The organism is Mycobacterium sp. C31M, assembly GCF_053345865.1.
Map to the genome: position 1 here is coordinate 66249 of NZ_JBKFAX010000009.1, position 25501 is coordinate 91749.

A 25501-nucleotide genomic window follows, 5' to 3' on the forward strand; every position below is an offset into this window, starting at 1 on the left:
CGACCGTGTCTGTACGCGGACACGCTGTCGTGAGTGACATTTTGCGGTCGCTCAGCAGAAACAATTCATGCACAGACGCGGGTTCATCCACATATCGCGTGATGGGCGTGGCGGTTGGCGGTCGGCGGGGATGAACATCTGATGCATGGGCGCAGAGCTTGATGACCTGTTCGAACGTCAAGGTGGTGTCGCCACCAGTGCGCAAGTCCTGGGTCTGCTGACCCGGCGCGGACTCCAGACGGCGCTCGACTACGGGTCGATCGAACGGTTGTGGCACGGGGTGTACTGCCGTGCCGATCCAGATCGCAACACGATGCTGCGAGGGCTCGACTTATCCTGCCAGACAATGGTTCCCAGCTGTCTCGGTACGGCAGCAGCGGCCTTCGGATTCGATACCGAGGAGCCGCCCGACCTACATGTGCTCAGCCCCGTGGGATCGCGGCTCCGATCCGCCGAGGGATTGGTGGTGCACCGGCGCGACGGCGCACCCTTGGTCGAGGTGGCCGGCCGGCCGGCGACAGCACCCGCGTGGACGGCGGTGGAAGTGGCTCGTTCGCTGCGCCGCGGACGTGCCCTGGCCACGCTGGACGCTGCGTTGCGCAGCGGGCACTGCAACCGCGACGGGTTGCACCGAGCGGCGATGGACCAGGCCTGCCGCCGCGGCATCGTGGCGGTGCGCGAACTGATCCTGCTGGCCGATCCGCGCGCCGAGTCGCCGATGGAGAGCGAGGCAAGGTTGGTCATGCACGATGGTGGTCTACCGACCCCGCATCTGCAGTACGAGATCGTGGACGGCAACGGCGATCTCAGGCGGTTCGACTTCGCATGGCCGGAGGTCGGGGTGGCCGCGGAGTACGAGGGCGTCGACTATCACAGCGGAGTCGACGCGATGCGTCGCGATCGGCGGAAGCTGGCGGCGGTTCAGGACGTCGGCTGGGTCTCTGTGCCGATCCTGTTCGAAGACATCCGGCACCATCCGCGGGAGTTCGTGGCCAGAATGGAGCGTCAGCTTCAGCGCAGAACTGCCATGCGAGCGACCGCATAGTGTCACCACGCGCGGCGTGTCGGCGTACAGACACGGTCGCTCGCGGGAAAGGAGAGTCAGGGGCCGACGTTGCGGGCCGGCCGGGTCCGGATGTCGTGCACATACGCCTCGGGTGCGCCGGCGATCTCGGCGGCATCGGCCATCACGCCGAGATAGCGCGCCGAGGGCAGGCCGCCCTCCCAGGCGTCGACCACATACAGCCAGGCCAGTGTCGGATCCATCTCGGTGTCCGAGGACAGCCGGTGCACCCGGCAGCGGATCTTCTTGTGGAAGCCCAGCTCGGAGCCCTCCCACTGATCCAGATTGGCCTCGTCCTCAGTGGTCACGTCGTAGAGCACGACGAACACCTTCGACGATGGGTCCTCGACCAGGGTGGCCAATGAGCCTTCCCAGCTGTAGTCCTCGCCGCCGAAGGTCAGGCGCCACCCGTGCAGCCAGCCGGTGCCGGCCATCGGTGAATGGGGCGCCCGCTGCAGCATCTGTTCCGGATGCATGTTCGATCCGTAAGCGGCATAGAGCGGCACGGCGCCAACTCTATGCGGTCCGGTGGGCAGGAGCGCAGCGACCCGGGAAATGTTCGAGTGGGCTGCAGCGCAGCGACCCGGGGGATTCATGCCGCGGCCCCCGGACGGCTTCAGTAGGTTATGTCCGTGCCTACCAGGATCGTGATCATCGGCGGAGGACCGGCCGGCTACGAAGCTGCCCTGGTGGCGGCGGCCAGGGGACCGGAGGTTGTCCAGGTCACCGTCGTGGACAGCGACGGCGTCGGCGGGGCGTGTGTGCTGTTCGACTGTGTGCCGTCCAAGACGTTCATCGCCTCGACCGGTGTGCGCACCGAGCTGCGCCGCGCCAACGGCCTGGGATTCGACATCGCCATCGACGACGCCAAGATCTCGCTGGGCCAGATTCACAATCGGGTCAAGACGCTGGCCCGGTCACAGTCCGCCGATATCGGCGCCCAGCTGCTGCGCGACGGCGTCAACGTCGTGCAGGGCCGCGGCGAACTGGTCGACGACGTGCCCGGAATGGCCGCCCACCGGATCAAGGTGACCACCCCGGACGGCAAGGTCGGCGTCCTGAAGGCCGATGTCGTACTCATCGCGACCGGGGCGACCCCCCGCGTGCTGCCCAACGCCGTCCCTGATGGCGAACGCATCCTGAACTGGCGTCAGCTCTACGACCTGACCGAGCTGCCCGAGCATCTGGTGATCGTCGGATCCGGTGTCACCGGCGCCGAGTTCTGCAGCGCCTACACCGAGCTCGGCGTCAAGGTGACGGTGGTGGCCAGCCGAGACCTGATCCTGCCGCACGAGGACGCCGACGCCGCGGCCGTGCTGGAGGAGGCGTTCGCCGAACGCGGGGTGGAGCTGGTGAAGAACGCCCGCGCCGACTCGGTGACCCGCACCGACCGCGGTATCAAGGTGTCCATCGCCGACGGCCGCACCGTCGAGGGCAGCCACGCCCTGATGACCGTCGGTTCGGTGCCCAACACCTCCGGGCTGGGGCTGGACCGCGTCGGCATCGAACTGGGCCCCGGCAACTACCTGAAGGTGGACCGTGTCTCGCGCACCACCGCCCCCGGGATCTATGCCGCGGGCGACTGCACCGGCCTGTTGCCGCTGGCCTCGGTGGCCGCCATGCAGGGCCGCATCGCGATGTACCACGCCCTGGGCGAGGGGGTGTCGCCGATCCGGCTGCGCACGGTGGCCTCGGCGACCTTCACCCGGCCCGAGATCGCCGCTGTCGGGGTGCCGCAGACCTCGATCGACAGCGGCGCGGTGCCCGCCCGCACCCTGATGCTGCCGCTGACCACCAACGCCCGGGCCAAGATGTCGCTGCTGCGACGCGGTTTCGTCAAGATCTTCTGCCGACCGGCCACCGGCGTGGTGATCGGCGGAGTTGTGGTGGCACCGATCGCCTCCGAGCTGATCCTGCCGATCGCGCTGGCGGTGCAGAACAACCTGACGGTCACCGATCTGGCGCAGACGCTGTCGGTGTACCCGTCGCTGTCGGGGTCCATCGTCGAGGCCGCCCGCCGCCTGATGGCCCACGACGATCTGGACTAGCCAACCTCGACTCAGGGCCAGGTTCGCCTGCCGACGGGCCACACCGGCCGGTCCCGCGACGTAGGCTCGGGTACGTGACTGACCCGATTTCAGGCAATGGTCAAGCTCAACTCGGACCGGCCCAGCGCGCGGCAGCCTGGCAACGCCTGGGCAGCGAGCAATTCGACGTGGTGGTGATCGGCGGCGGTGTCGTCGGTGTCGGCGCGGCGCTGGACGCCGCCACCCGCGGCCTCAAGGTGGCGTTGGTGGAGGCGCGGGACTTCGCCTCGGGTACGTCGAGTCGCAGCTCGAAGATGTTCCACGGCGGGTTGCGCTATCTGGAGCAACTGGAGTTCGGTCTGGTGCGGGAGGCCTTACACGAACGCGAGCTCTCCCTGACCACGCTGGCACCGCATCTGGTCAAGCCGCTGCCATTCCTGTTCCCGCTCACCAAACGATTGTGGGAACGGCCCTACATCGCGGCAGGTATCTTCCTCTACGACCAGCTCGGCGGCGCGAAATCCGTTCCGGCGCAGAAACATCTGCTCAAGGCGGGGGCGCTGCGGCTGGCACCCGGCCTGAAGCGCAGCTCGTTGATCGGTGGTATCCGCTATTTCGACACCGTCGTCGACGACGCCCGGCACACCATGACGGTTGCCCGCACGGCCGCGCATTACGGCGCGGTGGTGCGGACCTCGACGCAGGTGGTGGCGCTGTTGCGGGAGGGCGACCGGGTCACCGGCGTGCGGGTGCGCGACTCCGAGGACGGGTCGACCACCGAGGTCCGCGGCCACGTCGTCGTCAACGCCACCGGGGTGTGGACCGACGAGATCCAGGCATTGTCCAAGGAACGCGGGCGATTTCGGGTTCGCGCCTCCAAAGGGGTGCACATCGTGGTGCCGCGCGACCGCATCGTCAGCGAGGTGGCGATCATCCTGCGCACCGAGAAGTCGGTGCTGTTCGTGATCCCGTGGGGCACCCACTGGATCATCGGCACCACCGATACCGACTGGAATCTCGATTTGGCCCACCCGGCGGCCACCAAGGCCGATATCGACTACATCCTCGGCCACGTCAACTCGGTGCTGGCCACCCCGTTGACCCATGACGATATCGACGGGGTCTATGCGGGTCTGCGTCCGCTGTTGGCCGGGGAGAACGAATCCACCTCGAAGCTGTCGCGCGAGCACGCCGTCGCGGTGCCCTCGCCCGGACTGGTGGCGATCGCCGGCGGCAAGTACACCACATACCGCGTGATGGGTGCCGACGCCATCGATGCCGCAGCCGAATTCGTGCCGACCCGGGTCGCGCCGTCGATCACCGAGAAGGTGCCACTGGTCGGTGCCGACGGCTACTTCGCGCTGGTGAACCAGACCGAGCATGTCGGCACGCACTACGGGTTGCACCCCTACCGGGTGCGCCATCTGCTGGACCGGTACGGCTCGCTGATCGGTGAGGTGCTCTCGCTCGCCGACGACAAACCCGAACTGCTGGAACCGATCACGGATGCGCCGGTGTACCTGAAGGTCGAAGCGGTCTACGCCGCAGCCGCCGAGGGGGCGCTGCACCTGGAGGACATCCTGGCCCGGCGCATGCGCATCTCGATCGAGTACCCGCACCGCGGCGTGGACTGCGCCCGCGAGGTCGCCGAAACCGTTGCCCCCGTGCTCGGTTGGAGTGCCGATGATGTCGACCGTGAGGTCGCGACCTACCTGGCCAGGGTCGAGGCGGAGGTGCGCTCGCAGACCCAACCCGACGACGAATCCGCCGACGCGTTGCGGGCGGCAGCGCCGGAGGCCCGCGCCGAGATCCTGGAACCGGTGCCGCTGAATTGATTGTGCCCGACGGCCCACCCAGTCACGCCGGTATCGGCCCGTCCCGGGTGCGGGTGCACGGCGGTCGGTTGGTCGACGAGTTCGAGCGGCGGTGGGGCGCCGGCGCGAAAGTGATTGCCGGGGAGGTCTTTTCGGCCGACGGGGTGCCCTTCGACGAGACGTCGGTGCTGGCGGCCGGTGCTTATGTCTATCTGTACCGCGAGCTGCCCGACGAGGTCCCGGTGCCGTTCGAGATGCCGGTGCTGTACCGCGACGACGACCTGCTGGTCGTCGACAAGCCACATTTCCTGGCCACCATGCCGCGCGGCGGGCACGTCGTGCAGACGGCGCTGGTGCGGTTGCGCCGCGATCTCGGACTGCCCGAGCTGAGCCCGGCGCACCGACTGGATCGCCTCACTGCCGGGGTGCTGCTGTTCACCGTGCGTCGTGAGGTGCGCGGGGCGTACCAGACCCTGTTCGCCGACGGCCGGGTGCACAAGAGCTATCTGGCCCGCGCCGGCGGCACCCCGACCGTGCTGCTGCCCACGGTGTTGCGCAGTCGCATCACCAAGGTCCGCGGTCGGCTGCAGGCGTTCGAGGAGCCCGGCGAGCCCAATGCCGAGACATTCGTCGAGAGTCTGGGCGACGGGCTGTATCGGCTGACTCCGCGGACGGGGCGCACCCATCAGCTACGGGTGCATCTGGCCTCGATCGGTATCCCGATCGACGACGACCCGCTCTACCCGGATGTGCTGGATATCGCGCCCGGCGATTTCACCCGTCCGTTGCGCCTGCTGGCGCACCGCCTGGAGTTCGCCGACCCGGTCACCGGGGCGCAACGAAGCTTCGTCAGCGATCGCGACCTGCTCAGCCCACCCTGCGGGTGAACTGCGCGATACCGCCGTAATGCGCAAGGTCGTGCGTCTGGGCCAACGGATTCTCGTCGAATAGGTACTCGACATAGAGCTTGTCTATTTTCTGCGCGACATCGACGGGAATGTTTCCGATGACGGCTGCTTCCAATCCTTCGATATCAATCTTCAGGATGTCTATTTGCCCGTGCTTTTCGATGACATCACGCAGAATCTGCTGCGAATTGACGCATGTTACGGTCAGGGAATTGCCGAGTTCGGCATTCACCCCGCCGTACCGGCCGGTCTCCTCGAAACCGAACTCGACCTCGCCGTCGGCCGCACCGACTGCGACCTCCTGCAGGGTGTAGCGATCTTCGAACGGCTTCAGATTCTCGCGCAGGCGCGTCACGTTACGAGGCAGCGGCTCGAACAGATAGGTGTGCGCCTGCGGGGTGCGGGACAGAAAGTAGGCGGCTGAAATGCCGATATTGGACCCGAAGTCGACGATCACGCGGTCGGTGGCGTCGGCCGCGTAATCGGAGCGACAGAAAATCTCGTTGACCGTCAGCAAGTCGTGCGAAGAATAAAGGCGTAGAGCCACCCAGCCTTGCGGGGTCTTCACCCGGACCGTGCTCGGGTAGGTCCCGGAGCCGGTGACGTACTGCTTGAAGATCGCGACCGGATGTTCGTAGACCCGCAGCATGTTGCGTGCGGCGGTGTAGTTCCGGCGGTGCAGCACTGATCCGGCAATTTTGCCGACGCCGCGCCCAGCGATCTGCATTACACCTCCAGTGTGACGGGCCGACCTTTCGGAGTGGATGCCCGGTTCTGAATGAGATTAGTCGTCGGCACAGCTATTCACAGCCCAGGGCGGCCGGATTGTTGCGCTCGCGTCCAAACTTCGGCGGCGTCCGCCCAGACAGCGGCATGCCGCCGATCCGCGGTTCGCCGCATGTCAGCGTGGCGATCTGGTCTACTACCGGCGTGGATCGCAGCGCGTTTGACCAACTGTTCGACATGTCGGATCGCACCGTGATTGTGACCGGCGGCACGCGTGGCATCGGGTTGGCGCTGGCTGAGGGTTTTGTGCTGGCCGGCGCCCGGGTTGTGGTGGCCAGCCGCAAACCGGACGCCTGCACCGCCGCGGCCGAGCATCTGCGGGCACTCGGCGGTCAGGCCATCGGCGTGCCGGCACACATGGGTGACGTCGACGATCTGGGTGCGCTGGTGGCAGCCACCGTGGCCGAGTTCGACGGTGTCGACGTGGTGGTCAACAACGCCGCCAACGCGCTGGCCCAGCCGCTCGGGCAGATGACCCCGGCGGCCTGGGAGAAGTCCTATGCGGTCAACCTGCAGGGCCCGGTGTTCCTGGTGCAGCACGCGCTGCCGTATCTGCGGCAGAGCCCGTCGGCGGCGGTGCTGAACATGGTGTCGGTCGGTGCGTTCAACTTCGCCCCGTCGCTGTCGATCTACGCATCGGGCAAGGCGGCGCTGATGTCGATGACGCGGTCGATGGCCGCCGAGTTGGCCCCGGTGGGCATCCGGGTCAACGCGATCGCCCCCGGTCCCGTCGACACCGACATGATGCGCAACAACCCGCAGGAGGCGATCGAGGCGATGACGAAGGGGACGCTGATGAAGCGGCTGGCGTCACCGGACGAGATGGTCGGCGCGGCGCTGCTGCTGTGTTCGCCGGCCGGTAGTTACATGACCGGGCAGGTCGTCATCGTCGACGGTGGCGGAACGGCGCGCTAGGACTTGCGGCGATTACCGAACGCCTCGGCGAAGGCCCGCATATCGCCGCTGCTGCCGGCCAGGATCTGGCTCCGGTTCTCGACGTGCAGGGCGGTTTCCAGACAACCCGCGTCGAGGTTGGCCCACAACACCTGTTTGGTGGACTCCAGGCCGAACTTGCCGTAGCCGCAGAGTGTTTCGGCGACCTCGAGGGATTCGGCGAGAGCGTCCGGCGCCACGCGTGAGACCATCCCCAGGCGCAGGGCTTCGTCGGCCTCGACTGTCCGGGCGGTGAGGATCAGATCGAACGCCGGGCCGGCGCCGATGATCCGCGGCAGCGTGTAGCTCACCCCGATATCGCAACCACCGATGCCGAGCTTGATGAACTGGGTGCAGAACCGCGCGGTGTCCGCGGCCACCCGGATATCGGCGGCCATCGCCAGCGCGAAACCGCCACCGTAGGCCGCACCGTTGACCGCCGCGATGACCGGTTGGCGAAGCCGGTGCAGCTTGACCGTCAGCCCGGCGATGCGCTCCTGCCAGCGCATACCCGCGCGCGGTTTCTCCAGCCCGGCTGAGGCCGGTGGTGGGGTGCTGTCGGTGAGGTCCAGTCCGGCGCAGAAGCCACGCCCGGCGCCGGTGAGCACCACCACCCGGCAGGTGGCGTCCTCGGCGATCGCATCCAGGGTGTGGTGCAGGTCCTCGACCAGATCCGGAGAGAGCGCGTTGAGCTTGGCGGGCCGGCTGAGGGTTAGGACGGCGATCTCGGGGCGCGGGTGGGTCAGCTCCAGGTTCGGCATGCACCGACATTAGGCGCTGCCATCGTGCCAGCCCCGGACCCCGATGGTGATCATCGACATCTGTTTGACGGCGATCTGTTTGATCTCGTCGAGGGCGGTCTGGTCGGCGGCGTCCTCGGCGAGTTCGGCGATGGAGAACATGGAGTTGACGAACAGGGCGGCAAGGACGTTGAGATCCTCGCTGCTCCAGTTTGTCATCCCGGGAAAACGAGCGAGGTCGATCGCGAGTTCGGATGTGAGCAAACGGAGTTCGGTGCGGATGGCGTACCGCAGGACCGACACCCCGCTGGCGCGTTCGCGGGTGATGAAACGCCAGTGTTCGCGGCGCTCGCTGATGCTGGCGATCAGGATCTCGGCGGAGGAGTCGATGACGTGGTTCGGATCGAGCTTGCCGGCGCGGGCCCCGCGCAGCATGTCGCGCAGCGACCGGAAGGATTCGTCGATGAGGACCAGGCCGAGGGCCTCCATGGATTCGAAATGCCGGTAGAACGCGGCCGGGACGATGCCGGCCTCGCGGGTCACCTCGCGCAGGCTCAGCGCGGTGAAACTGTCCTGTTCCAGCAGATGCAGGGCGGCGGCGACGATCGCCCGACGGGTGACCTCCTTGCGTTCATCCCGCGAGAGCGTGTCCTTGCCGGATCGGCTCCGACTGGATCGCCCGGAGCGACCCGACCGGGACCTGGGTACGTCGCTTTCCACAACCAACGAGCCTACAACTGCCTCGGATAGCTGATTCCACATCGATCAGTCCTCAAACGTTCGTGATTTGGGAGTACATCTGTTCACTGTGTAATGGCCATCACAAGCTGCGGATATTGGTTGACGAGACCGCCGGTACTGTTTAACAGTGTACATATGTTCACCGAAACCAAGACGCGCTCCTGGCGGGACCGGGTGCTCCGGTCGCCGCTTCTGGAGTTGCTCACCGGACCACACGGTGTCGATCGTTACACCGAGATCGTCGACCCGGTCTGGATTCGCGGGCAGGCCCGCGCCCGGATCGTCGCCGTCCGTCGGCAGACGCCCCGCAGCGTCACGTTGACACTGCAGCCCAATGGTGTGTTCGCCGGATTTCAGGCCGGACAGCACATCAACCTGTCGGTCGAGATCGACGGCCGCCGCCGCACCCGCCCGTACTCGCCGGCCAGCGCCGAGGACAGTTCGCTGCTGGAACTGACCGTCGGATTGCACGACGGCGGTCTGGTCTCGACCTACCTCTACGAGAACGCCGAACCCGGCATGATCGTGGGACTCGACTCCGTCGGCGGCGACTTCTACATGCCTGCGCAGCGGCCCCGCCGGATCCTGTTCGTCTCCGGGGGCAGCGGTATCACCCCGGTGATGTCGATGGTGCGCACGCTCAAGGCGGAGCGATTCGACGGTCAGATCGCCTTCGTGCACTACGCGCGGTCGGCCGAGGAGGCCTGCTACCGCGACGAACTGGACACCATGGCGGGGGTACGGGTGCTGCACGGCTTCACCCGCGACGATGCCGGTTCCGATCTGGACGGCCACTTCGCGCCGCACCACCTGAACGCGGCCATGGCCGAGCCCGACGCGATCTTCGTGTGCGGACCGGCCGCCCTGGTCGACGCCGTGCGTGCCGTGCGCCCAGACGCTCTTTCCGAGAGCTTCGTGCCGCCGGCGTTCGCGGCTCCCGGCGAATCCAGTGGCGGCACGGTCAATTTCACCGGCAGTGGGGTGGCGGTCACCGACGACGGCCAGTCGCTGCTGGCCCAGGCCGAAGCCGCCGGGCTGAACCCCGAGAGCGGCTGCCGGATGGGTATCTGCTTCTCCTGCACCCGACCCAAGACCCGTGGCGCGGTGCGCAATCTACTCAACGGTGCGGTGTCCACCGACGACTGTGAAGACATCCGTATCTGCATCACCGCCCCCGTGGGTGATGTCGAAATCGACCTGTAGACAACGCGAAAGGACTCAAGCACATGACTGCCATGCTGGAACTGCCCGTTGCGACCCCGGCGGCCGAGAGCCGGAAGTACACCCTGACCCCTGAACAGTTCGAGGCCTTCGGCGCCGAACTCGACGCCATCCGCGAGCGTCAGCTGGCCGACCTCGGTGAGCGTGATGCCGAGTACATCCGCAAGATCATCAAATGGCAGCGCAGCCTCGAGGTCGGCGGCCGCGTACTGCTGTTCCTGCCGCCGGCCTGGCCGGTCGGCACCGCGATGCTCGGGCTGTCGAAGATCCTGGACAACATGGAGATCGGCCACAACGTCATGCACGGCCAGTACGACTGGATGGGCGACCCGGCGCTGCGCGGCCAGAACTTCGAATGGGATTCGGCGTGCCCGTCCAACCAGTGGCGGCACTCGCACAACTACATGCACCACACCTATACCAATATCGTCGATCTGGATCGCGATATCGGCTACGGCATCCTGCGGATGAGTGAGGATCAGAAATGGCACCCGTACTACCTGGGCAACCCGGTGTACGCGTTCCTGCTGATGGTGCTCTTCCAGTACGGTGTCGCGTTGCACGAACTGGAGACCGAACGCATCCGGTCTGGTGAGATCACGCTGCGGGACAAAAAGGAGATGCTCACCGAGATGTGGGCGAAGGTCCGCAAGCAAACCGTCAAGGACTATGTGGCGTTCCCGCTGCTGGCCGGACCGTTTGCGCCATTTGTGTTCGCGGGCAACATGACCGCCAACCTGATGCGCAACGTGTGGTCGTACACGATCATCTTCTGCGGGCACTTCCCGGAGGGCACCCATGAGTTCACGGTCGAGGAGACCCGCGACGAGACCCGCGGCCAGTGGTACTACCGCCAGCTGTTGGGTTCGGCGAACCTGTCCGGTGGCAAGTGGTTCCACATCTTCAGTGGCAACCTGTCCTTCCAGATCGAGCATCACCTGTTCCCGGACATCCCGGCGCACCGGTACTCGGAGATCTCCGGTGAGGTCAAGGAGATCTGCCGGCGCTACGGCCTGCCGTACAACAGCGGCCCGATCCACAAGCAGTTCTTCTCGGTGATCAAGAAGATCTGCCGGCTGGCACTGCCCAACCGCACCCCGGCCGGCTGACGTAGCTCTTGTCGACCGGCCACCGCCGTGGTGGGGTGTGCCACATGCGTGTGGCAATGATGGCGACGATGTTGGCGGCGGATGCACTGGGAGGTGCGGGACTGGCCTGGGCCGAACCGGCCGTGCCCAGCGCGGGTGAGTTGACCTCGCAGCTACAAGCCATCCTCAATACCGGGGCCCCGGCCGCCGACCGCGCCGCGCTGCTCGACGGCGGGGCGGCCGCGCTGCCCACCGCCGACAACATCGCCAACCGGCTCAACGCCTACGGCGGGCTGCTGTCCTGGCAGGTGCAGAACCCCGTCCTGGTCGGCAATCAGCTGGATGCCCAACTGGCCGTGACGGTCCCGGTGTTCGGGACCCGCACCCACAACATCTACTGGGTGGACCAGGGCGGCACCTGGAAGCTGTCCAACCCGTCGGCCTGTGTCATCGCCCGCGATGCTGCCGGAGTCGACTGCACGGTCTGATCACCGCTGACAGGTGGGGCACCAGAAGCGGATCCGGTCGCCGGCGTCATCGCGTTTGATGGTGGTGCCACAGCGCCGGCACGGCTGGCCGCCACGACCGTATACCCACACCTGCTGGCCGCGTCGGGTGTTGCCGGTGGTGGTGCGGTTGGCGCGGGACCGGTTGAGCCACAACATGTCCCGAGCGCGTTGTACCGCGCGTAGCGGATCGGGCAGATCGCCGACGGAGGAGTCGGGCAACCGGCCGAGCACAAAACAGAGTTCGTTGGCGTAGACGTTGCCCACGCCGGCCATCACCCGCTGATCGAGTAGTGCGTCGGCGAACTGCCGGTCCGGGTCGGCAATCAGATTGGCCCGTGCCACCTGTGGATCCCAGTCTGCCCCCAGCAGATCCGGCCCCAGATGTGCGACGACGTCCTGATCCGTTGCGCGCTCGAGCACCTCCAGGATGCCGAGATCGATTCCGCTGGCGATGGTGTCGGCGGTCCCCAGTACGATGCGGATCTTGTGCTGTGGCGCCCGGGTAGCTCCGATATTCCAGCTACCGTCCATTTTGAGATGCGAGTGGATGCTTGCTGTACCGACACGTATGAACAAATGCTTTCCGCGGCTGGCAACCTCGTCGACCGTCTGCCCGGTCAGATCCACCGTCGCGAATTTCGGCACCCGGATATCGCAGCGGGTCAGGGTCTGCCCGGTCAGCGCCTCCCGCAGTTTGGCGGCGGTGCGATAGACGGTGTCACCCTCGGGCATGACTCCATTGAACCTTGCAGTGCCGAGGCGAACCCGCTCAGCGCAGCCGCAGCCCGCGTGGGGTCTTCGCGAAACCGGCGCTGACCAGTGCCTCGGCCACCCCGGCTCGCACCTGGTCGCCGGCAGCCTCCAGCACGCTGACTCCGTTGATCTTCTCGACCAACAGTGCCGGGACCCGACGGGCGCTGACCAGCCCGGCGAGCGCGACGGCGGCGGCGTGCTGGGGTTCCGGATCGTCGGTGAAGCTCAGTAGGGTCCGGCCGCCGCGTTCCAGGAACCAGACCAGTGCACCGTCGACGAGCACCACCAGCGCGCCCGCCTTGCGCCCCGGCCGGTGGGTCATCTCGGGGTCATCGGGCCAGGGCAGCGCCACACCGTACGGGTTGGCGGGATCGGTGGCCGCCAGCGCGATGGCGTGCAGGTCGGGACTGCGCGGGTCGACACCGTCGAGATAACTGCGCAGCCGGTCGACCGTCGCCGCGGCCGCGAACTGGGCCCCGCCGAGCGACTCGACAAAATAGCCGCGCTGGCAGCGGCCGGCGTCCTCGAACGCGGTCAGCACCTTGTACAACATGGCGAACCCGCCGGGCACACCGTCCGCCGCCCCACGGGTCAGCACCCCGTACCGATTGAGCAGCAGCTCGGCCTGGAAATGCGCGCGCACCGTGGAATCCGGTGTGGCCGTGGGTAATGCCGACCAGCGGCCGGCCACCGTCGGGTCGGCACGTTGCTGACCCTGGGCCAGGCTGTAGCGGCTCAACCGCGGTGGCCGTTGCCGTTGCCGGTGCGCGGGCGCACCGCCGCGCCGCGGGCCGGATAGCACGGCGCGCACCGGCGCGAACGTGTCACCGGTGACCCAGCCGGCCCAGATCAGATCCCACAGCGCCGATTTCAACCCTTCGGTCGAGGTACCGTCACCGAGCTGCCGGAAGAAGTACGCCCCGCCGTGCCCGAGGGACTCCATGATGTCGCGATGCGTGTCGGTGAAATCGATCTCGGCCGGCGCGGCCAGTGTCAGCGCGGCGGTGTCACTGGGATGGAAGGTGATCCACCCGTCACTGCCGCCGATCTGTCCGGTACCCGACCAGGTGACCTCACCGGAGGCGAGCAGTTCGTCGAGCATGGCGGGCTGATAGTCGGCGACCCGCTGCCCGAACACCAGCGATTCGACCGCCGAGGCCGGCAGCGGGTGCCCGGCCAGCTGCTCGATCACCCCGGCCAGCCCGTCCACCCCGCGTACCTGCTCGGTCCCGAGGTGCTGCCAGGCCGGCAGGAAGCGACCGTAGGCCGCCGTGCTGACCGGCTCCACCGCCGCGCGCAACGCGGCCAGCGACCGGCGCCGCAGGATCTTGAGAACGGTCGCGTCGCACCATTGTTCACCGGCCGCCGACGCCGCGGTGAACTCGCCGCGGATCAGGCGACCGTCGGCCGCCAACCGGCCCAGCACATCGGAGGTCACCCGCACACCCAACCCGAACCGGGCGGCCGCCTCGTCGGTACCGAACGGGCCGTGAGTGCGCGCGTACCGGCCGAGCAGATCGGCCAACGGGTCATTGATCGACCCGGTCAGGCTGGTCGGCACCCATACCGGCACCGCGATCCCGACCCCGTCACGCAGCAGCCCGACATCCTCGACGGCCACCCACCAGCTCTGACCGGCGAACGACACCGTCAGCGCCCGACGTGCCTCGCGCAACCCCTCCAACCAGCCGCCGACATCGGATGTGGTTGCGCGGTCTGCGATCTCCACTTCGGTGAGCGGACCCAGCAGCCGCAGCAGGTCGGCGACCCCTTCGGCGTCGCGGGCCGCCCGGTCGGGGTCCAGATGTTGCAGCTGACGGGCGGTGGCGGTCACCACGTCGGGGTCGAGCAGGTCCTGCAGTTCGACGCGGCCCAGCAGCTCGGCCAGCAGCACGGTGTCCAATGACAGTGCGGCGGCGCGTCGTTCGGCCAGTGGGCTGTCGCCCTCGTACATGAACGCGCCGACGTAGCCGAACAGCGCGGCGGCCGCGAACGGGGAGGGGGTGGCGGTCTCGACCTCCAGGAGCCGGATACGGCGTTGCGCCACCCGGCCCATCAGCTCGGTCAGGGCGGGCACGTCGTAGACGTCCTGGAGGCATTCCCGGACGGCCTCCAGCACGATCGGGAACTCCGGGTACTTGCGCGCCACATCGAGCAGCTGAGACGCGCGTTGACGTTGATGCCACAGCGGGGATCGTTTACCGGGGTGGCGGCGTGGCAGCAGCAGTGCCCGCGCCGCGCACTCGCGGAATCGGCTCGCGAACAGCGCCGATCCGCCGACCTCGGCGGTGATGACGGCCTCCAGCTCGTCGGCCTCGAAGACGAACAGATCCGCCCCCGGCGGATCGTCACCACCGTCGGGTAGCCGCACGATGATGCCGTCGTCGGAGGCGGTCGGCTTCTCGTCGATCCCATAACGTTCGCGTAGTCGTCGTCCGACGGCCAGCGCCAGCGGGCCGTGCACCCGCAATCCATAGGGGGAGTGCAGGATCACCCGCCAGTCGCCGAGCTCGTCGTGGAAACGCTCCACCACCAGGGTGGAGTCACTGGGGACCGCACCGGTGGCCTGACGCTGTTCGTCGATCAGCTGCCACAGGTTGTCGGTGGCGTAGTCGTCGAAACCGACATCGTGGCAGCGCAGGCGGAACTCCTCGCTGCCCAGTCCGGCGAGCTCGCCGGTGAACGCACCGACCGCCGCGCCGAGCTCGGCGGGCCGGCCGACACTGTCGCCGCGCCAGAACGGCAGCCGGGCGGGCAGCCCCGGTGCCGGGATGACCAGCACCCGGTCATGGGTGATCTCGGTGATCCGCCAACTGGTCGCGCCGAGTGAGATGACGTCACCGGGCCGCGACTCGTAGACCATCTCCTCGTCCAGTTCACCTACCCGTGACGGCTTCTCGTCCTCTGAGGCCAGGTACACCGTGAACATGCCACGGTCGGGGATGGCGCCGCCGGAGGTGACCGCGAGCCGTTGGGCGCCCGGCCGCGCGGTCAGCGCACCGGCATCACGGTCGTAGACCAGTCGAGGGCGCAACTCGGCGAATTCGGTGGACGGGTATTTGCCCGACAGCAGATCCAACGTCGCCTCGAAGGCGGTGCGCGGCAACGTCGCGAACGGGGCGCTGCGGCGCACCGTGTCGAACCAGGCGTCGGCGTCCAGCGGTTCCAGCGCGGCGGCGGCCACCGTGTGCTGAGCCAGCACATCGAGGGGGTTTGCCGGTACCCGCATGGTCTCGATCTGCCCGGCGCGCATGCGTTGCACCGTGACGGCGCAGTCGATCAGATCGGTGCGGTGCTTGGGGAACAGCACCCCCTGCGAAATCTCACCCACCTGGTGTCCGGCCCGCCCTACCCGCTGCAGACCGCTGGCCACCGATGGCGGCGCCGACACCTGGATGACCAGATCGACGGCACCCATGTCGATACCGAGTTCCAGACTGGAGGTGGCGACGACGGCTTTGAGTCGGCCGCTCTTGAGATCGTCCTCGACCAGCGCACGTTGTTCCTTGCTGACCGATCCGTGGTGGGCCTTGGCCAACTCGGTCGGCGCGCCGAAGCTCTGCCCGCTGGCCATCACATGCGCGGGCGCCCCGGCGGCCACCTTGCTGTTGGCCGATCCGGGAAGTTCGACACCACTGCGTTCAGCGTGAATCTCGTTGATACGGGACGTGAGTCGCTCGGCGAGCCGGCGTGAATTGGCGAACACGATGGAGGACTGGTGTGTCTCGATCAGGTCGACGATGCGCTCCTCGACATCGGGCCAGATGGAGCCCTCGGCGAGGTTCGTCATATCCGGTACCGGCACCTGGACCTGTAGCTCGAAGGTCTTGTCCGCCGGCGGGGCCACGATGGTGGCGGCGCCACCGGTGAGGAAACGGGCCACCTCCTCGGCGGGTTGCACCGTCGCCGACAACCCGATCCGCTGGGCCGGCCGGTCCAGCAACGCGTCCAGTCGTTCCAGTGAAACAGCAAGGTGTGCACCACGTTTGGTGGCGGCCACCGCATGCACTTCGTCGACGATGACGGTCCGAACCTGGGTCAGGGTGTCCCGGGCCGCCGAGGTCAACATGAGGAACAGCGACTCGGGTGTCGTGATGAGGATGTCCGGCGGCCGGGTGATCAGGTCGCGACGCGCTTTGGCGGTGGTGTCCCCGGAGCGTACCCCGACCGTGATGGCCGGTGCCGGGACACCTTCGCGTTCGGCCACCCGGGTCAGGCCGGTCAGCGGAGTGCGCAGGTTGCGTTCGACATCGACGGCCAGTGCCTTCAGCGGCGAGACGTAGAGCACCCGGGTGCCCGGCTGCTCCGAAGGCGACCGGGCCAGGTCGTCGATGGCCCACAGGAACGCCGCCAGCGTCTTGCCGGAACCGGTGGGCGCCACCACCAGCGTGTCGCTGCCGTCGGCGATGGCCGCCCACGCCTGCGTCTGGGCGGCGGTGGGCGCCGGGAAGGTCGCGCCGAACCAGTCCCGGGTCAGCGAACTGAACCGGGCCAACGGATCGTCTACGGCCACGCGTACATAGTGCCCCCACCCACCGACAAGTGAGCGTTCGCGGTGCTTACGTCAGCGTAAAAGTCGTGTACAGCGTGGGTATCCGGATTTATGATCTTGAGTGCGTGCGGCCGCTGCTTCGGGCCCGCGTGGCACCGGTCGCGGGGCGTCGGGGCCGGTTCACCGTGGCGCTTTCACGGTGTGGCAGAGGAGTGGCCTGATGAAGGTGTGCAAGGTTCTTGTCGTTCCCGGTCTCGTGGTCGCCGGTCTCACCATCTCGCCGGACCTGCCCGATGCGCGCGCCGACTGCACCAGTACGGGTGGTACGACGATCTGCTCGCAGGGTGATGTCCGCGGCTCGAACACCGGCGACGGTCCCAGCGGATCGTCGGGGCCGTACTCGCCCTACCCGTGCGAGGACAACTGGTACCTGTGCGACGACTACTACTGGGGTATCGACGTGGACCTGAACCCGGATATCGGCGGGCCGGGCGGTCCCGGGAGGCCCGATATCGGCCGACCGGGGGCGGGCAGGCCCAATCCCGGGGGTGGACGCGGCGGTGGTCGGCGATGAGCGAACAGAAATCAACCGAGGAGAACGACATGCTGTGGAACGGGATCTCACTGCGGCGGGCCACCGTCGTGGCGTTCGGGGCGCTGGCCGTGCTGCTCGCGTCGCCGGCGGTGCTGTTTTCGCCGGCTCCGCCGGCGGCAGCCGAACCTGCGGCCCCGCTGCCGCCGAACTGCACCGCCGCGGACCTGACCGGCATCCTGGCCGGAGTCTCGGCCGCCACATCGGCCTATCTGTTCACACATCCGCCGGTGAACGACTTCCTCACCTCGCTGCACGACAGGACACAGGAGGAGCGCCGGGCGACGATGGAGGAGTTCATGGTCGCCAACCCACAGGTACGTGACGAATTGCGGGCAATCCGACAGCCCGCCAAGGATTTCCGGGCGCGTTGCGGCGGCTAGCGCCGCGCCGGGGACACCGTGTCGGCCAGTGGTGCCGGGATCCCCGGTACCCGGCCGACCGCGTCGAGCAGGCTGTGCGCACACGAGTCGGCGATGAATCCGGCGTCCAGCGCCGGATCCAACACACGCTGGCGGCACAGCTCGAAGGTGAATGCCAGCCAGCCGTACACCGTCACGCGTAACTCCCGGGCCGTCGCCGGTTGCAGTGTTTGCCCGGCCGCTGTGTGCACGGCGTCGATGATGCGGTCGGCCTGCTTGTCGTTGGCGATCTGATCGATCCCGCGCAGCACCGGATCGGCCCGGCCCATACCCATGTAGGCCGCCCAGGCGCCGTGCGGATGTTCCTCGTCGTAGCGCAGATAGGCCAGCACGCCGGCGCGGATCTGGTCGAACAGGCTCTGCTCGGGATCCAGCGGGGCGTTGGTCGCCTCGAACAATCGTTCTCCCTCGGCGTGCACGACGGCGGCGAAGAACGCCCGCTTGTCCGGGAAGTAGTGATACATCAACGCCCGCGAGATACCGGCCCGCTCGGCGATCTCATCGATGCGGACCTCGTCGTACGGGCGTTGGCCGAACACCTCGGCGCCGAGCGTCAGCAGTTCGGTGCGACGGTCATCGGGGGAGAGGCGGCGCCGGGATTCGCCCATGGACGCAGCGTAATGGGCATGTGTGCAACGACGGCGCGGGGGTCAGGAGGCGACGTGAAACGCCTTGACCACCTTCGTCGGGGCCAGCCGCACGACCAGCTCTCCGGGTACCCCGTTGCGCCGGCCGTACTCGTCCGCGCGATCAACACCCATGTAGCGGCCGCCGGCCCGGGTGGCCACCGAACGCACCTCGTCGAGGTCGTCCGACACGCTGACCGTGCCCTGGATCTGAACGAACGAGAACGGCGGGTGTGGATCGTCGACACACATCACCACACGCGGGTCGCGGGCAAAGGCCCGGGCCTTCGCCGAGCCGGAATCGGTGTTGAACACCAGGTCATTTCCGTCGACGACGAACCACACGGGGGCGATCAGCGGTCGGCCGTCGGCGGCGAGGTAGCCCAGCATGCCGGTGCGGGTTCCGGTCATCAGGAACTCCACGACGTCCTCGTCCAATGTCGACATCTGTTGCGCCCCTTCGTTGTGAATGCTGTTGTCCAGCAGAGTATTTGACCACTATCAGGTGATCGACCACATCTCCAACACCGCACGCAGCGTCGCCACCAGAGCAAGCGGTTGATCGACCATCGGATGATGCCCGGCGGCGGCCAGTTCGATGAACGGCCCGCGCAGTTGCAGCACCGACTCGATCCGTTCCGCCATTTCGGGGGCGACGATCCCGTGCTCGCACCGCACGTAGCAGGTGCGAGCGCGCATGCTCGCGAACATCTCTTCCATCGGCTCCTCCTCGGTGGGGCCGAAATCGCGTTCGGGGAGTGCGAAAACGCGCGGGTCGAACTTCCAGAACCACCGCCCGCCGTCCTGGCGCACCGACTCGGCGGCGATGTGGTCCAGCACGTACGGCAGCGTGTCGGGTTGGGCCGGCACCACCCGGAACCGGGAGACGATTTCCTGCTCGCTGCGGTATCCGGCGGGTCTGTGCCCCCGATTGTGCATGCGTCCGCCCTCGGGGGCGCGATCGCGCACGGGCGAGTCGATGACGACATTGCCTTCGATATCGGCGCCGTATCGCAGAGCGGTCGTGGAGGCGACCCAGCCGCCCATGCTGTGCCCCACCAGGATCGGTCGGGCGCCGGCGTCGTGTGCGGTCCCCACCGCCAGCACCTCACGCGCCCAGGTGCGCAGCGAATACTCATCGCGCTGCCCGCTGTCTCCGTGCCCACTGAGATCAGGGGCGACGACGTGGTGGCGCCGCGACAGCAACGGCCCGATGTGATCCCACCATCCGGAATGTGCGCCGCCACCATGGATCAACACCAATGTCGGCGACGACGGGTCACCCCAGGAGCGGTAGTGCACGGAACAGTCGTCGACGACGATCGAGGAGCGGGTCGCGGCGGTGGACAGTGCCTCGGTGAACCAGCGCGGTGTACCAGGCGCCTCCACGTCGATATCGGCCGCGGCGGCGGCCCCGGCTCGTCGTATCCATTCCCGCGGTCCCATCTTCGGATGGTACGACGACGCGTGGCTCAGTGACGTCCGCCCGCGTCTCAGCTGCGCAGGGCGCGCTGATACCGCCGCATCCCGGCGATCCAGCGGTCGTAGTCGGCGCCCTTGCCGCGGTACATGTCCAGCACACCCGGATGCGGTAGCACCATGAACCGGTCGGCCAGGATCCCGTCCAGTGTCGCGGCCGCCACGTCCTGCGCCGAGAGCACCTCGCCGGCGGTGGTGATGGAGGCCGCCGCCACCCGGGCGGTGGCGTCGGTGGACTCGGTGATGGCATCCAGCAACGGGGTGGCCACTCCCATCGGGCAGACGCAGCTGACCCCGATCCCGTTGTCGCCGTGTGTGATCGCCAGCCACTCGGCGAAGCCGACGGCGGCATGCTTGGTGACCGCGTAGCCGGCGGCGCCGACCTGGGTGAGCAGTCCGGCCGCGCTCGCGACGCTGACGAAGTAGCCGCTGCCACGCTCGATCCACTCCGGTAGCAGGGCGTCGGCGGCCCGGATGTGACCGCGTAGGTTCACCTCGAGGATGCGGTCCCAGTCGGCGTCGGTGCCTAGCTCAGGCGCGCCGATGATGCCGGCATTGGCGACGTAGATGTCGACGGCGCCGAACGTGGTCTTGGCTGTATCCAGCAAGTTCGCGATACCGGCGACCGAGGAGGCGTCTGCCCCGACCCCGACGCCGTGGTCGCCGATGTCCGCCGCGGTCTGTGCGGCCGCATCGGCGTCGATATCCCCGGCCACCACCGAGGCGCCGGCGGCGGCGAACGCGTGCGCCAGCGCGCGGCCGATCCCCGAACCCGCACCGGTGATGACGACAACCCTGCCCTCGATCTGCATGGTTCGTGTCTACCAAGTGCTCAGCGAACCTGTTCGCGCAACTCCCGTTTGAGCACCTTGCCGTAGCTGTTCTTGGGCAGTTCGTCGATGTAGAAGTACCGTTTGGGCCGCTTGAACCGCGCGATGCGGTCCAGCAGGTGGGTGTCCAGGTCGCCCTCGCTCGCCGTGCCCACGATGAACGCGACGACGATCTCACCCCATTCCGGGTCCGGGGCGCCGACCACACAGGCCTCGTCGACACCCGGGTGCTCGATCAGTACCTCTTCCACCTCGCGCGGGTAGATGTTGCTGCCGCCGCTGATCACCACATCCTTGGAGCGGTCGCGCAGGGTCAGATACCCGTGCGCGTCGAACGACCCCATATCGCCGGTGTGCAGCCAGCCCCCGGCCAGCGTGGCCGCGGTTGCCGCCGGGTTGTTCCAGTAGCCCGACATGACGACGTCACCCCGGCAGACGATCTCACCGACCTCCCCGATTCCGACGGGCTTTCCGTCGGAATCGAGTACCGTGACCTCGATACCGGAACGTGGGTAACCGACCGAGCCCAGCACCTCGTCGCCGGCATCGCGGTGATCGGCCTTACGCAGGCCGGTGATGGTCATCGGAGCCTCACCCTGCCCGTAGAGCTGTACGAAGACCTGGCCGTAGGCGGCGATGGCCTTCTTCAGGCTGTCGACGTACATCGGGCCGCCGCCGTACACGATGGTCCGCAGGTTCGTCGGCCGTCGCCGGCCGGTCGCGACGAGGCGGCCCACCATGGTCGGCGCCAGGAAGCAACTGCTGCCGGGATGATGGTCGCACAGGTCAAGGAACTCGTCGGGCTCGAAGCCCGTTGACTCGGGGATCACCTGCCGGGCACCGCGCAGCACATACGGCGCGATGTACAGACCGGATCCGTGGGACATCGGCGCCCCGTGCAGCAGGCTGGAATCCTGGTCCGGAGAATCGAAATCGGCCAGATGCGACACCGTCATCGCCATCAGGTTGCGATGGCTGAGCATCGCGCCCTTCGACCGTCCGGTGGTGCCGCTGGTGTAGAACAGCCAGGCCAGCGCGCCCGGGTCGGTATCGGCCGGTGCTGCCGGAGCACATTCCAGCCGGGCGGTGTAGGCGGGCGACTCGACATCCTCGATGGGCACGCCTGCGACGCCGGTGAGCCCGGTGGCGATCTTCGGGGAGGCGAAAACCACTGCGGCGCCCGAATCGTCGAGGATCTGCGCCATCTCGCGGGGGTGCAGTTTGAAGTTGATGGGAACGACGGCGCACCCGGCGGCCCAGGCCGCGAACATCAGCTCGATGATCTCGGGGCGGTTCTCGGAGGCAATGGCGATGCGTGCACCCGTATCGCGGTCCGATAGCGAGGCTGCCAGTCTCAGTGCCCGGTCGCGTAATTCGGACCAGGTGTGCAATTGCTCGGTGCCGCGGTACACCCCGCCGCGATCGCCGAACCGGGTCGCCGCCTGATCCAGTACCGCGAACAGATTCACTTGGCCACCCAGTCGGAGGTCAGCGCGAACTCCGACAGGTACTTGGTGGAGCTCCAGCCGCCATCCACCACGATGGTCTGCCCGTTGATGAAGGCCCCACCGGGAGAACACAGGAAGGCCACCGTCGCGGCGATATCGTCGACCGTGCCGAGTCGGGTGTGCGGGGTCATCTCGGTCTGCATCTTGCGGAACCCCGGGTCGTTGAGACGCTGCTCCACCATCGGCGTCAAGGTCACACCCGGTGCCACGGCGTTACACCGGATGCCCTGGGCGCCGTACTGACACGCGATGTGACCGGTCAGTGCCGTCAGACCGCCCTTGGCCGCCGAGTATGCTCCGCCGCGCAGGCCGCCGACCACCGCGAAGGTGGAGGTGACGTTGATGATCGCCGAGCCGGACCGCATGTGCGGGATGACGTCACGGGCCAGCCGGAACGGTGCCCGGAGCATCAATCCGAGGAAGTAGTCCAGGGATTCGTCATCGGTCTCGTGCAGTGGCTTCGGGCTACCGACGCCGGCATTGTTGATCAGGAAGTCGATATGCCCCCACCGGGACACTGCCTCCTGCACGATCCGGGCGGGGCCGTCGTCGGCGGTCAGATCGACGGCGAGTGTCGCCACCCGTTCCGGATCGCCGATGGCGCGCTCCAGATCGGCCAACCGATCGGCGTCCCGGCCCGCCCCGAGAACCGCCATGCCGGCGGCGGAAAGCGTGGTGGCACAACCGAATCCGATCCCGCTGCTGGCCCCCGTCACGATCGCTACCTGCATGTCAGTGCGGCTCCTTCGTCAGTGTTGCGCGGATCCGGTGTTTGAGGACCTTGCCCGCGTCGTTCTTGGGTAGCGCCTCCCACAAGGCGACCTGCTCGGGGGCCTTGAACTTGGCCAGACCGTGTGCAGCAAGCAATGTCCGCAGGTCCTCGACACCCGGGGTCGTGCCGGCGGCGGGAACGATGACGGCGCAGGCCCGTTCACCGGTGCGCGGATCGGGGACGCCGACGACGGCGACCTCGGTGATCGCCGGGTGGCCGATCAGGACGTCCTCGACCTCCTTGGGGGAGATGTTCTCGCCGTTGCGGATGATGAGGTCCTTCGCGCGGCCGGTGACCACCAGATAGCCGTCTGCGGTCAGGTATCCGAGATCGCCGGTGCGGAAGTAGCCGTCCGCGTCGAAGGTGTCCGTGGCATCCTCGGCATGCAGGTAGCCGGTGAGCATCTGCGGGCCGCGCACCCGGATCTCACCGTCCACCACGGTGATGTCGGCGGCGCCGGCCCGGCCGTCACTCTCGGCCGCACGGGTGGGATCGTCGGGGGAGCCGACCGTGGAGACGGGGACCTCGGTGGACCCGTATACCCGGGTGACGATCGCCTTGTCGAAAAACCCCGCAGCGCGACTGATCAGTGATGGCGGCACCGACGCGCCACCGCAGATGAACACCTTCAGATCTGGCAGTCGGTTGTCGGCCCGTTCGGCGGCGGCGAGCAGTCCCTCCAGAAACGGTGTCGCGCCGGCCATGTGGGTGCAGCGGTGACGGCGCATGAGCGTTACCGCGTCATCGGGGTCCCAGGCTTGCATCAGCACGGCCGTCGACCCGAGCAGCAGGGGGCACTCGAAGGCGTAGATGGACCCTCCGATGTGGGCGATCGGCGACGGGACCAGGAAGGTGTCGCCCGGGTCGATGCGCCAGTGCTCGCCGAGCTGACGGATCAGGGCGTGCAGTGAAGCATGGCTGTGCAGAACGCCTTTGGGGCGTCCGGTGGTGCCGGAGGTGTACATCAGCATGTGCACCGCGTCCGGCTGGCTGGCATTCGGCACCACGGGGTGCGCGGTGAGCAGCTCGACGAACGGCGTGTGCCCGGCACCGCGGATCACCACGACCTCGGGCGGGTCGGCCAGGTCGGCGGTGACCCGGGACAGCATGTCGGCGTAGTCGTGACCGCGGAAGGATTGTGGGATGAAGATCATCCGGACGTCGGCGTCGGTGAGGATGAACCGTAACTCGCTGTCCCGCAACGACGGCAGGATCGGATTGACCACCATGCCCGCCCACGTCGCCGCCAGGTACACGACGGCGGCCTCATGCCAGTTGGGCAGCATGAACGACACCACACTGCCGGCGGGCATCCGCTGCGCCATCGCGCCGGCCAAGGCCGTGGCCTGCCCGTGCAGGGTCGCGACGTCCAGCGCCACATCGCCATCGACGATCAGGATGCGGTGCGGCGTCGTCTCGGCTGCCTCGGCGAGCGTTGTGGCGAGCGTGCTCACTTGTCGCCCTTGACCCGCCGCATGGTCATCGAGTGTCGATAGTGCTGCGCGGGATGGGTGTTGACGGTGACCTGGGCGACTTCACCGTCGGAGGTGGTGTACGTGCGCTGCAGCTGCAGGGCAGGTGTTCCGGCGACGATCTGCAGCAGGGCGGCGAGATCGATGTCCACAGGAACTGCCGAGATCTCTTGGTGCACTTCGACGATACTGACACCGTAGAGATCCTCGATGAGCGGGAAGATCGGCCCGGAATGGCGCTGCAGTAGCCGGCCCACCGCGGTGAAAGCCCGGTTGATGTAGTACTCGGTGCGGCAGATCGGGACATGCGCATCGGCATCCTGCCGGTACCCGCGCACCGCGAGCCACTGTTCGCCGACGGTCAGCCCGGTGCGCTCGGCGAGTTCCGCATCGATGGTGACCATGGTGTTGGATTCGATCTCGAACCGGGCGCCGGCGGCGAAGGCGAGCAGATCGTTGATGGACATCACGTCCTGGGCATAGGAACTCGACGCCGGCCGCGGGACCACCAGCGTGCCGGTGCGGGGCCGCGACGACACCAGATTGTCATCGCGGAGTCTGCGTAGCGCCTCCCGGACGGTGTACCTGCTGACCGAAAAGCGGTCGCACAATTCGTGTTCGGTCGGCAACTGGGACCCGACCGGGTACACGCCGTCGACGATCTCCTTGCGCAGCGTTCGCGCCACCTGCAGGTAGCGGTGCTCTGTCGTTTCAGCAGTCACGGA

Annotated in this window: 24 protein-coding genes; 10 read left to right on the forward strand and 14 right to left on the reverse strand. The window is 67.5% G+C overall.

Annotated elements, in window-relative coordinates:
• Nucleotides 1-145: 145 nt before the first annotated feature.
• Nucleotides 146-1045, forward strand: coding sequence for a hypothetical protein (locus ACLBYA_RS15100; RefSeq protein WP_447710227.1), 900 nt, complete (start codon nt 146-148; stop codon nt 1043-1045).
• Nucleotides 1046-1101: 56 nt separating this feature from the next.
• Here the strand turns inward: ACLBYA_RS15100 and ACLBYA_RS15105 are convergent, their stop codons facing one another.
• Nucleotides 1102-1569 carry a gamma-glutamylcyclotransferase gene (locus ACLBYA_RS15105; RefSeq protein WP_447710228.1) on the reverse strand — a complete coding sequence of 156 codons (468 nt, stop codon included), beginning with the start codon at nt 1567-1569 and terminating at the stop codon, nt 1102-1104.
• A gap of 126 nt (nt 1570-1695) precedes the next feature.
• On the opposite strand from ACLBYA_RS15105, the gene ACLBYA_RS15110 reads away from it, so the two are divergent.
• The 3 genes from ACLBYA_RS15110 (at nt 1696) to ACLBYA_RS15120 (ending at nt 5791) form a co-directional block, all read left to right on the forward strand.
• On the forward strand, nt 1696-3111 hold the full coding sequence (locus tag ACLBYA_RS15110) for an NAD(P)H-quinone dehydrogenase (RefSeq protein WP_447710229.1): 1416 nt from the start codon (nt 1696-1698) through the stop codon (nt 3109-3111).
• A 74-nt stretch (nt 3112-3185) separates the two neighbouring features.
• Nucleotides 3186-4925 (forward strand): glycerol-3-phosphate dehydrogenase/oxidase, encoded by a 1740-nt coding sequence (locus ACLBYA_RS15115; protein WP_447710230.1) that lies wholly within the window; start codon nt 3186-3188, stop codon nt 4923-4925.
• A 2-nt stretch (nt 4926-4927) separates the two neighbouring features.
• Nucleotides 4928-5791, forward strand: a complete 864-nt coding sequence (locus ACLBYA_RS15120; RefSeq protein ID WP_447710231.1) for a pseudouridine synthase — start codon at nt 4928-4930, stop codon at nt 5789-5791.
• On the opposite strand, the gene ACLBYA_RS15125 is transcribed toward ACLBYA_RS15120, so the two are convergent.
• Nucleotides 5772-6539 (reverse strand): FkbM family methyltransferase, encoded by a 768-nt coding sequence (locus ACLBYA_RS15125; RefSeq protein ID WP_447710232.1) that lies wholly within the window; start codon nt 6537-6539, stop codon nt 5772-5774. The genes ACLBYA_RS15120 and ACLBYA_RS15125 overlap by 20 nt on opposite strands.
• A gap of 203 nt (nt 6540-6742) precedes the next feature.
• Between ACLBYA_RS15125 and ACLBYA_RS15130 the strand changes: the two genes are divergently transcribed.
• Nucleotides 6743-7513 (forward strand): SDR family NAD(P)-dependent oxidoreductase, encoded by a 771-nt coding sequence (locus ACLBYA_RS15130; protein WP_447710233.1) that lies wholly within the window; start codon nt 6743-6745, stop codon nt 7511-7513.
• Here ACLBYA_RS15130 and ACLBYA_RS15135 read toward each other — a convergent pair.
• Together ACLBYA_RS15135 and ACLBYA_RS15140 are read right to left on the reverse strand one after the other, a co-directional pair.
• Nucleotides 7510-8292 carry an enoyl-CoA hydratase/isomerase family protein gene (locus ACLBYA_RS15135; RefSeq protein WP_447710234.1) on the reverse strand — a complete coding sequence of 261 codons (783 nt, stop codon included), beginning with the start codon at nt 8290-8292 and terminating at the stop codon, nt 7510-7512. The two genes, ACLBYA_RS15130 and ACLBYA_RS15135, sit on opposite strands and share 4 nt — an antisense overlap.
• Before the next feature lie 9 nt (nt 8293-8301).
• A complete protein-coding gene (locus tag ACLBYA_RS15140; protein ID WP_447710235.1) occupies nt 8302-9033 on the reverse strand; it encodes a TetR family transcriptional regulator in 732 nt (243 codons plus the stop codon).
• Between the two features lie 114 nt (nt 9034-9147).
• On the opposite strand from ACLBYA_RS15140, the gene ACLBYA_RS15145 reads away from it, so the two are divergent.
• From ACLBYA_RS15145 to ACLBYA_RS15155, 3 genes are read left to right on the forward strand one after another with little or no spacing between them, the layout of a single operon-like run.
• Complete coding sequence (locus tag ACLBYA_RS15145; RefSeq protein WP_447710236.1) at nt 9148-10215, forward strand: ferredoxin reductase; 1068 nt, start codon at nt 9148-9150, stop codon at nt 10213-10215.
• 23 nt (nt 10216-10238) lie between these two features.
• Nucleotides 10239-11342, forward strand: coding sequence for a fatty acid desaturase family protein (locus ACLBYA_RS15150; RefSeq protein ID WP_447710237.1), 1104 nt, complete (start codon nt 10239-10241; stop codon nt 11340-11342).
• A 44-nt stretch (nt 11343-11386) separates the two neighbouring features.
• Nucleotides 11387-11809 (forward strand): hypothetical protein, encoded by a 423-nt coding sequence (locus tag ACLBYA_RS15155; RefSeq protein WP_447710238.1) that lies wholly within the window; start codon nt 11387-11389, stop codon nt 11807-11809.
• Here ACLBYA_RS15155 and nei2 read toward each other — a convergent pair whose 3' ends face one another.
• Together nei2 and ACLBYA_RS15165 are read right to left on the reverse strand one after the other, a co-directional pair.
• Nucleotides 11810-12562, reverse strand: a complete 753-nt coding sequence (gene nei2 / locus ACLBYA_RS15160; protein ID WP_447710239.1) for an endonuclease VIII Nei2 — start codon at nt 12560-12562, stop codon at nt 11810-11812.
• Between the two features lie 37 nt (nt 12563-12599).
• A complete protein-coding gene (locus tag ACLBYA_RS15165) occupies nt 12600-17096 on the reverse strand; it encodes an ATP-dependent helicase (RefSeq protein ID WP_447710240.1) in 4497 nt (1498 codons plus the stop codon).
• A 199-nt stretch (nt 17097-17295) separates the two neighbouring features.
• Between ACLBYA_RS15165 and ACLBYA_RS15170 the strand changes: the two genes are divergently transcribed.
• A complete protein-coding gene (locus ACLBYA_RS15170; protein ID WP_447710241.1) occupies nt 17296-17649 on the forward strand; it encodes a hypothetical protein in 354 nt (117 codons plus the stop codon).
• Nucleotides 17646-18050, forward strand: coding sequence for a heme-binding protein (locus tag ACLBYA_RS15175; protein WP_447710242.1), 405 nt, complete (start codon nt 17646-17648; stop codon nt 18048-18050). Before ACLBYA_RS15170 ends, ACLBYA_RS15175 begins: the two co-directional genes overlap by 4 nt.
• On the opposite strand, the gene ACLBYA_RS15180 is transcribed toward ACLBYA_RS15175, so the two are convergent.
• Genes ACLBYA_RS15180 through ACLBYA_RS15215 form a run of 8 tightly spaced genes read right to left on the reverse strand, consistent with a single transcriptional unit; the run spans nt 18047 to nt 25498 of the window.
• Nucleotides 18047-18697, reverse strand: coding sequence for a TetR/AcrR family transcriptional regulator (locus ACLBYA_RS15180; RefSeq protein ID WP_447710243.1), 651 nt, complete (start codon nt 18695-18697; stop codon nt 18047-18049). The two genes, ACLBYA_RS15175 and ACLBYA_RS15180, sit on opposite strands and share 4 nt — an antisense overlap.
• Nucleotides 18698-18739: 42 nt before the next feature.
• Nucleotides 18740-19162, reverse strand: a complete 423-nt coding sequence (locus tag ACLBYA_RS15185; RefSeq protein ID WP_447710244.1) for a PPOX class F420-dependent oxidoreductase — start codon at nt 19160-19162, stop codon at nt 18740-18742.
• Nucleotides 19163-19216: 54 nt separating this feature from the next.
• On the reverse strand, nt 19217-20161 hold the full coding sequence (locus ACLBYA_RS15190; protein ID WP_447710245.1) for an alpha/beta fold hydrolase: 945 nt from the start codon (nt 20159-20161) through the stop codon (nt 19217-19219).
• A 47-nt stretch (nt 20162-20208) separates the two neighbouring features.
• Entirely contained in the window at nt 20209-21006 is a 798-nt protein-coding gene (locus tag ACLBYA_RS15195; protein WP_447710246.1) for an SDR family oxidoreductase, read from the reverse strand.
• 20 nt (nt 21007-21026) lie between these two features.
• The gene (locus tag ACLBYA_RS15200) at nt 21027-22493 is read right to left on the reverse strand and encodes an AMP-binding protein (protein WP_447710247.1); all 1467 of its coding nucleotides are present in this window, start codon (nt 22491-22493) and stop codon (nt 21027-21029) included.
• Entirely contained in the window at nt 22490-23263 is a 774-nt protein-coding gene (locus ACLBYA_RS15205; protein WP_447710248.1) for an SDR family NAD(P)-dependent oxidoreductase, read from the reverse strand. Before ACLBYA_RS15205 ends, ACLBYA_RS15200 begins: the two co-directional genes overlap by 4 nt.
• Nucleotide 23264: 1 nt before the next feature.
• Nucleotides 23265-24758 (reverse strand): AMP-binding protein, encoded by a 1494-nt coding sequence (locus ACLBYA_RS15210; protein WP_447710249.1) that lies wholly within the window; start codon nt 24756-24758, stop codon nt 23265-23267.
• Entirely contained in the window at nt 24755-25498 is a 744-nt protein-coding gene (locus tag ACLBYA_RS15215; RefSeq protein ID WP_447710250.1) for a GntR family transcriptional regulator, read from the reverse strand. The genes ACLBYA_RS15210 and ACLBYA_RS15215 overlap by 4 nt, the downstream gene beginning before the upstream one ends.
• Nucleotides 25499-25501 lie beyond the last annotated feature (3 nt).

Coding starts and splice junctions, on each gene's coding strand:
- ACLBYA_RS15100 (WP_447710227.1), top strand. CDS start 146: ATGGGCGCAGAGCTTGATGACCTGTTCGAACGTCAAGGTGGTGTCGCC.
- ACLBYA_RS15125 (WP_447710232.1), bottom strand. CDS start 6,539: ATGCAGATCGCTGGGCGCGGCGTCGGCAAAATTGCCGGATCAGTGCTG.
- ACLBYA_RS15135 (WP_447710234.1), bottom strand. CDS start 8,292: ATGCCGAACCTGGAGCTGACCCACCCGCGCCCCGAGATCGCCGTCCTA.
- ACLBYA_RS15140 (WP_447710235.1), bottom strand. CDS start 9,033: ATGTGGAATCAGCTATCCGAGGCAGTTGTAGGCTCGTTGGTTGTGGAA.
- ACLBYA_RS15145 (WP_447710236.1), top strand. CDS start 9,148: ATGTTCACCGAAACCAAGACGCGCTCCTGGCGGGACCGGGTGCTCCGG.
- ACLBYA_RS15150 (WP_447710237.1), top strand. CDS start 10,239: ATGACTGCCATGCTGGAACTGCCCGTTGCGACCCCGGCGGCCGAGAGC.
- ACLBYA_RS15155 (WP_447710238.1), top strand. CDS start 11,387: ATGCGTGTGGCAATGATGGCGACGATGTTGGCGGCGGATGCACTGGGA.
- nei2 (WP_447710239.1), bottom strand. CDS start 12,562: ATGCCCGAGGGTGACACCGTCTATCGCACCGCCGCCAAACTGCGGGAG.
- ACLBYA_RS15170 (WP_447710241.1), top strand. CDS start 17,296: ATGAAGGTGTGCAAGGTTCTTGTCGTTCCCGGTCTCGTGGTCGCCGGT.
- ACLBYA_RS15175 (WP_447710242.1), top strand. CDS start 17,646: ATGAGCGAACAGAAATCAACCGAGGAGAACGACATGCTGTGGAACGGG.
- ACLBYA_RS15180 (WP_447710243.1), bottom strand. CDS start 18,697: ATGGGCGAATCCCGGCGCCGCCTCTCCCCCGATGACCGTCGCACCGAA.
- ACLBYA_RS15185 (WP_447710244.1), bottom strand. CDS start 19,162: ATGTCGACATTGGACGAGGACGTCGTGGAGTTCCTGATGACCGGAACC.
- ACLBYA_RS15190 (WP_447710245.1), bottom strand. CDS start 20,161: ATGGGACCGCGGGAATGGATACGACGAGCCGGGGCCGCCGCCGCGGCC.
- ACLBYA_RS15195 (WP_447710246.1), bottom strand. CDS start 21,006: ATGCAGATCGAGGGCAGGGTTGTCGTCATCACCGGTGCGGGTTCGGGG.
- ACLBYA_RS15205 (WP_447710248.1), bottom strand. CDS start 23,263: ATGCAGGTAGCGATCGTGACGGGGGCCAGCAGCGGGATCGGATTCGGT.